We start from the raw sequence: 6,755 nt of genomic DNA, 5'->3' as shown, positions 1-6,755 counted from the left end.
AAACGCGGCGTCTAAATCCGCCTCGTTAATGCGTTGTTGTTGAAACAGCTCGCGAAATTTTTTTGCTCCGGCAAATACCCTGATACGCCGGTTAAGCTTTGTGCCGTATCTAAAGCTTCTTCAAACGGTAGCTCTTGATAACCATGTAAAGTGTTATGGTGTACGAAATCCAGTATGGGTCCCTGCCCTGGCAACACATGATCTAAATGCTGAAAAATATGTTTAAGCCGGGTGCGATACTGCGAATATTGAAGGGAATCGGACATATCAGCTATTTTTGTGCAATACGTTGATTAATAATGTGTTGAAAGTTCGCAGCCGTACCTGCCGATAGCTCAATCCAACGACTAGGCATAAGTCCTAATAAAATAATACTGGCAATTAACACGCCTGAAGCTAGCAATTCATGGCTTTGTAAATCGTTAGCGTCAACAAGTTTGGCGGGATTTGGGCCGGTAAATAATCGCGTGAGTGTGCGCAACAAATAAGCTGCAGAAATTAAAATTGCTATGCCAAAAAATACGATAAGCCAAGGCCAAGTCTGTAAACAACTAATCAACGTATGGAGTTCAGGGATAAAACCCGCAAAGCCTGGCAGGCCCATACCCGCAAACAGCGCTAAAATCATCATACAAGCAAATCTAGGCATAATCGGCAGTAAATTACCATATTCTTGTATCGACATAGTATGAGAGCGTAAATACAGCAAGCCCAATAACAAAAATAACGCACCTGAGACTAAACCATGTGCCGTCATTTGCTGAATCGCGCCATTCAGTCCGGCCTCGTTTAAACTCGCAATGCCAAATAACACTAGACCCATGTGACTAATCGACGAATACGCCACCATGCCTTTTAAATTAGTTTGCCGCCACGCTAATAAACCGCCGTATAACATGCCAAACAATGCCAGAAAAATTAACAAGGGCTGCAAAATATGAGTCGCCTCCGGCAGCATCACAGCGGCACGAATCAGCCCATAAGCCCCCATTTTTAATAAAATACCGGACAGCAACACACTGACTTGGGCTGGAGCTTCCACATGCGCGAGCGGTAACCAGCCATGCATAGGAAAAATCGGCAACTTAACACCAAAACCTAAAATAAACCCCGCCAATACTAAGATTTGCTCATATAACGGCATATCTTGCGCCGCTTGATGCATAGACGTCATCAGTGAACCGGCATGGTGCAAATCGTATTGGCTAACTGCTAATAGCGAAAGCAACATAAAAACCGAGCCAACCATGGTGTATAACACAAAATTCAAGCTCGCCGCATGTCGGCGCTTACCGCCCCAACGGCCAATTAAAAAGAACAGCGGTATCAGCGTGACTTCCCAAAAAATATAAAACAACGCCCAATCTTGTGCCATAAATACGCCAGTGACACCGAACTCCAGCAATAAAATGCACAAGTAATAGCCTTTAACCGCACTATTAATCGAAAACGATGCGAGCAACGACACCGACGTTAACAACGCGCTCAGCATTAACATAGGCATAGACAAGCCATCGACGCCTAAAGCATAAGCGCTGCCTAAGTTAGGATTCAATGGGAAGAACTCACTAAATTGCAAACCAGCATCGCTAGGCTTGAACAGCGAGAGTAAATAACACGCTAATAATAAGCTTAACAAACCAAAACCATTCGCCAGCCAGCGTATACCACGCACCTGATGAGAGGGAAAAAACACTAACAGCAACGCCCCAACAGCGGGTGTCCATAGTAAAAGGCTTAATATACGCATAATCTCGTAGGGTACGCTGTGCGTACCTTTTTTATTGATTTTTAATGGTTATTTATAAAGATACGCACAGCGTACCCTACCTAAAAGCCGAATATGACCGTTTGAAGTATAGTCGTTTTAAAGGCAAAAGCAGCGGGTACAGTAAGCGAGGACTTCATAGGCTAATTTCCAGTTGAGTAACAATTTTTTGGGGTTACCTTCTGATAGCGAGTATAAGAACGCCCGCACCAACTAAAAAAATCCCAAGCCATTCTCGAAGGGATGGGCGCTCGTTAAGAAACGCAACAGCGAAGAGTACAACTAAAACAACGCTCAATTTATCGACCGGGGCGACTTTGTAAGCTTCGCCGATTTTCAACGAACGAAAATAGCATAGCCATGAAGCCCCTGTTGCCAATCCGGAAAGGATTAGAAACCACCATGTCCTTACGGGTAGTTCAAAGGGATTACGCCATTTTCCTGTAGCAGACAGAAAACAGGCAAGAACAACGAAAATGATGACGGTGCGGACTAACGTTGCTAAATCAGAGTCAACACCATCAAGGCCAAGCTTGGCAAAAATCGCGGTTAACGCTGCAAAAACTGCCGATAAAAGCGCCCATAAAAACCAGTTTTGAATTTCTGCCATGTTCGATTGAACCCTATATTACAGTGTCAGCTAACACTACGTTTTATTGCTCAGCCTCCAACTTGCTATGATGCATGGAGTAACAAAAATACACGATTAAGCCAATCACCAACCACACCACAAAGCGTAACCAAGTAATTGCCGGTAAAAACGCCATTAATGCTGAGCACGACAACACGCCTAAGATAGGACAAAGTAAATTAAATGGGCTGCGGAACGGTCGTGGCATATCAGGCTTAGTTAAGCGCAACACGATGACGCCAAAACACACGAGCACAAACGCGGCTAAGGTACCGATATTCACTAATTCAGCTAACTCGTTTAACGGAATAAAGCCGGCGATTAACGCCATGATAATGCCGGTCAGTACTATGACGCGCACAGGTGTTTGCGTTTTAGGATGCACATGGTCGAAATAATGCGTTAACAAGCCATCTCTGGACATCGCAAAAATAATGCGTGTTAATGCGTAATACAACACTAACATCACTGTTGACAAACCAGCAATCACACCCGTCGATACCAGCGCAGAAGCCCAAGTTACGCCAATCAGGCTTAACGCATGAGCCACCGGCGAGGACACATTGAGTTGCGTATAATTGACCACACCGGTTAATAAGCCTGATACGATGATATAAATCAACGTACAAAACAGTAACGACGCGACAATCCCCATCGGTAAATCGCGTTGTGGATTATTGGCTTCCTCTGTTGCTGTAGACACAGCATCAAAGCCGACATAAGCGAAAAAAACTAACGATGCCCCGGCTAATACGCCAGTAGTACGGCCATCTGCTTGGGTTTCAAACCAACCAAACGGCATAAACGGCTGCCAGTTTTCGGGGTGAACATTAAACACAGCGACCGCGATAAATACTGTAATAGTGATTAATTTTACAAAGACCATCGCATTATTGGCTTTCGCGCTTTGTTTAGCGCCTAAGATTAATAGCGCCATTAATAGCAAAATGATGCCCGATGCAGGTAAATTAATAAAACCGCCCAGCTCCGGCGCTTTCGTTAAACTATCCGGTAAACCCAATCCTATCGCAGTTAAGGCATTGCAAAAATAACCCGACCAGCCATTAGCGACCGTCGCAACGGCAATACTGTATTCCAATAATAAATCCCAGCCTATGATAAACGCGCATAATTCGCCAAATGCGACATAACTATAACCATACGCGCTACCACACCCGCCAATTGCCGATGATAATTCAGCATAAGACAATGCCGCAAACGCACAGGCAAAGCCCGCCACAATGAATGAAATCACCACGGCAGGGCCGGCTTGTGTCGCGGCCGCAACACCGGTTAATACAAAGATACCGGTGCCGATAATCGCGCCTACCCCTAAAAAGGTTAAGTCCCAGGCTGATAAACAGCGTTTTAAGCCATGACTGGCGTTTTCGTTAGCTAAATAATGCTTGGTTCGGAAGAGTTGCGCGCGCATGAGAGTTCTTTAGTCAGTTAACACAATGGGTTGGATTATAGCTTAGTTGGGTTAGGCAAAAGCAAGCCCTAGCGATTTAGACGATTAGCAATAATATCGTCTACCACCGCAGGATCTGCTAAGGTGGTAGTATCGCCTAGCGTGTCCAATTCATTGGCTGCAACTTTGCGCAATATTCGGCGCATAATTTTTCCTGACCGCGTTTTAGGCAACGCTTGAGCAAATTGAATCCTATCCGGTGCGGCGATAGCACCAATTTCAGCACGGACATGAGCAATTAATTCACGTTTTAACTCTTCACTAGGAACAGTCCCAACAATTAGCGTTACATACGCATAAATACCTTGGCCTTTAATATCATGGGGATAGCCGACCACTGCCGATTCGGCCACGTGCTCATGCAAGTCTAATGCACTTTCAATTTCTGCCGTGCCTAACCGATGACCGGATACGTTAATCACGTCATCAACTCTACCGGTAATCCAAAAATACCCGTCTTCATCCCGGCGTGCGCCATCACCAGTAAAATAATAACCAGGATAGGCCTTAAAATAGGTATCGATAAAACGTTGATGGTCGCCGTATACCGTGCGGGCTTGTCCTGGCCACGGAAAGCTTAATGTCAGCACACCTTCGGCAACGCCGGTTAATACCTGACCTTGTGCATCGAGAATTTCCGGTTTTGCGCCGAAAAAAGGCCGCGTGGCTGAACCGGGTTTTAATTCCGTCGCGCCAGGTAACGGCGTAATTAAAATGCCGCCGGTTTCAGTTTGCCACCAGGTATCCACAATTGGGCAACGAGTTTGTCCTACGACATGGTAATACCACTCCCAAGCTTCAGAGTTAATCGGCTCACCCACACTACCTAAAATTCTTAAGCTACTGCGGTCGCTAGATGCTACAAAGTCATCGCCTTGTGCCATTAAGGCGCGTATTGCGGTAGGTGCGGTATAAAAAATATTAACTTGATATTTATCGACAATTTGCCAGCATCTATCCGCCGCCGGATACGTCGGCACACCTTCAAACATCAGCGTAGTCGCACCATTGCATAACGGCCCGTACAACACATAAGAATGACCCGTAATCCAACCCACATCAGCCGTACACCAATAAATTTCACCCGGCTGGTAATCAAAAATATATTTATGCGTCATTGCCGCATACAGCAAATAACCGCCTGTCGTATGTTGTACACCTTTGGGTTTACCGGTAGAACCTGAGGTATAAAGAATAAATAACGGGTCTTCGGCATCCATAGCTTCAGGCTCTGACTCTGTGTCAGCTATCGCTAATAACTCGTGATACCACATATCACGGCCGGGTTGCCAGTTAACTGGATTGCCGCTACGTTGCACGACGATAATTTTGCTTAGCCCTGGACATTGCTCAGCCGCTTTATCGACGGTGGCTTTTATCGGAATCGTTTTACCACCGCGAAAGCCTTCATCAGAACAAATCAAGTAGTGACAATTCGCATCGAGTATTCGGTCTTTTAGTGCTTCTGCCGAGAATCCAGCAAACACCACTGAATGCACTGCACCGATACGTGTACACGCCAACATGGCGACAGCGGCTTCAGGAATCATCGGTAGATAAATACAAACATGGTCACCTTTGCCTACACCTTGTGCTTTTAATGCATTAGCAAAGCGACAGACTTCGGCATGTAACTGTTTATAGGTCACACGCCTCTGTTGGTTTGGGTCGTCGCCCTCCCAGATAATCGCCAGTTGATCGCCTTTATCAGCTAGATGTCTATCTAAACAATTTTCGCTGACGTTAAGCCGGCCACCTTGAAACCATTTAATATAAGCACTCGGATAATCATAATCTAACACGGTATGCCAAGGCGCACGCCAATGTAAAAAGCGTTGCGCTTGTTCCGCCCAAAAACCTTCGGGGTCATTAATAGAGCGCTGATAATCGGCTTGATACAACGCCTCGGTAATATGAGCATGTCGGGCTATTTCGGGTTTAACAGGGTAGATATATTGTTCAGACATGGTGATAGGATGCGTGGTCGGTTTACGAAAGGCCACACATTAGTCAAATCTACGCGTTATTGCACGCAAAATTTTATCTTGACCTAATCGTTGCAATAACGGCTATTTAAGCTACCCTGAGAGCAGCTAAACAATAATCACTGACGTTAGCATCGACTGACGCTGTTATGCATAGCCAGCGTGCAGTGTTGTCTTATGTTGCATTTTTAGGAAACTCTATGAAGATTACTGACAAAACCGAATACTTGGCACAACATGTACACGAGCAATTAGGTAAAGTCATCGTTGGCATGGACGATATTATTCATGGCTTAATTATCGCGTGGGTCGCGCAAGGTCATGTTTTATTGGAAGGCGTCCCCGGTTTAGGCAAAACCTTGCTTGCAAAAGCGCTAGCTCAGCTTATCAATAGTCACTTTGGCCGCATTCAAGGTACTGCGGATTTAATGCCTAGTGATATTACTGGCATACACATTTACAACAGTGAAAAACATACGTTTGAATTTGCGCCAGGCCCTTTATTTAATCGTGTTGTATTAGTCGATGAAATTAACCGCACCGGCCCTAAAACCCAGTCCGCGTTATTACAGGCTATGGAAGAAAACACCGTAACACTAGACCGTAAAACCTACCCATTACCGAAAGACTTTTTCCTGTTAGCGGCGCAAAACCCGTATGAATTTGAAGGGGTTTATCCGCTATTAGAATCGCAACTAGACCGTTTTTTAGTCAAGCTCAACTTAACTTATCCTGATGCTAAGACAGAAGCGCTCATTCTTAGTCGCTATGACAAACCCGGTGGCGGTCATCAAGCCGCATTGCAAAGCATTACCCCGTTAGCAGAGCATGATTTAATTCTAGCCAGAGAGCAAACAGCAACCGTGCATGTTGATGAGTCGTTATACCGCTATGTAGTGA

The 6,755-nt window shown here is 45.3% G+C and carries 6 protein-coding genes; 1 reads left to right on the top strand and 5 read right to left on the bottom strand.

The window, feature by feature from the left end:
* Positions 1-11: 11 nt before the first annotated feature.
* The 5 genes from VZ94_RS08360 to acs all read right to left on the bottom strand — a co-directional run bounded on the left by VZ94_RS08360 (position 12) and on the right by acs (position 5,837).
* Positions 12-266, bottom strand: a complete 255-nt coding sequence (locus VZ94_RS08360) for a putative inorganic carbon transporter subunit DabA (RefSeq protein ID WP_045778880.1) — start codon at positions 264-266, stop codon at positions 12-14.
* 5 nt (positions 267-271) lie between these two features.
* Positions 272-1,750 carry a complex I subunit 4 family protein gene (locus VZ94_RS08355; protein ID WP_045778879.1) on the bottom strand — a complete coding sequence of 493 codons (1,479 nt, stop codon included), beginning with the start codon at positions 1,748-1,750 and terminating at the stop codon, positions 272-274.
* A 193-nt stretch (positions 1,751-1,943) separates the two neighbouring features.
* Positions 1,944-2,378: an EamA family transporter gene (locus VZ94_RS08350; protein ID WP_045778878.1), complete on the bottom strand. Its 435-nt coding sequence runs from the start codon at positions 2,376-2,378 to the stop codon at positions 1,944-1,946.
* A 43-nt stretch (positions 2,379-2,421) separates the two neighbouring features.
* Positions 2,422-3,831, bottom strand: coding sequence for an amino acid permease (locus tag VZ94_RS08345; protein WP_045778877.1), 1,410 nt, complete (start codon positions 3,829-3,831; stop codon positions 2,422-2,424).
* 68 nt (positions 3,832-3,899) lie between these two features.
* Positions 3,900-5,837, bottom strand: coding sequence for an acetate--CoA ligase (acs, locus tag VZ94_RS08340; RefSeq protein ID WP_045778881.1), 1,938 nt, complete (start codon positions 5,835-5,837; stop codon positions 3,900-3,902).
* A gap of 218 nt (positions 5,838-6,055) precedes the next feature.
* On the opposite strand from acs, the gene VZ94_RS08335 reads away from it, so the two are divergent.
* A partial coding sequence (locus VZ94_RS08335) for an AAA family ATPase (RefSeq protein ID WP_045778876.1) occupies positions 6,056-6,755 on the top strand: 700 nt, incomplete at its 3' end.

The organism is Methylocucumis oryzae (assembly GCF_000963695.1).
Taxonomy (GTDB): Bacteria; Pseudomonadota; Gammaproteobacteria; order Methylococcales; family Methylomonadaceae; genus Methylovulum; species Methylovulum oryzae.
The sequence above is the reverse complement of the archived record's forward strand: the minus strand, read 5'-3'. Positions and strand labels throughout refer to the sequence as shown.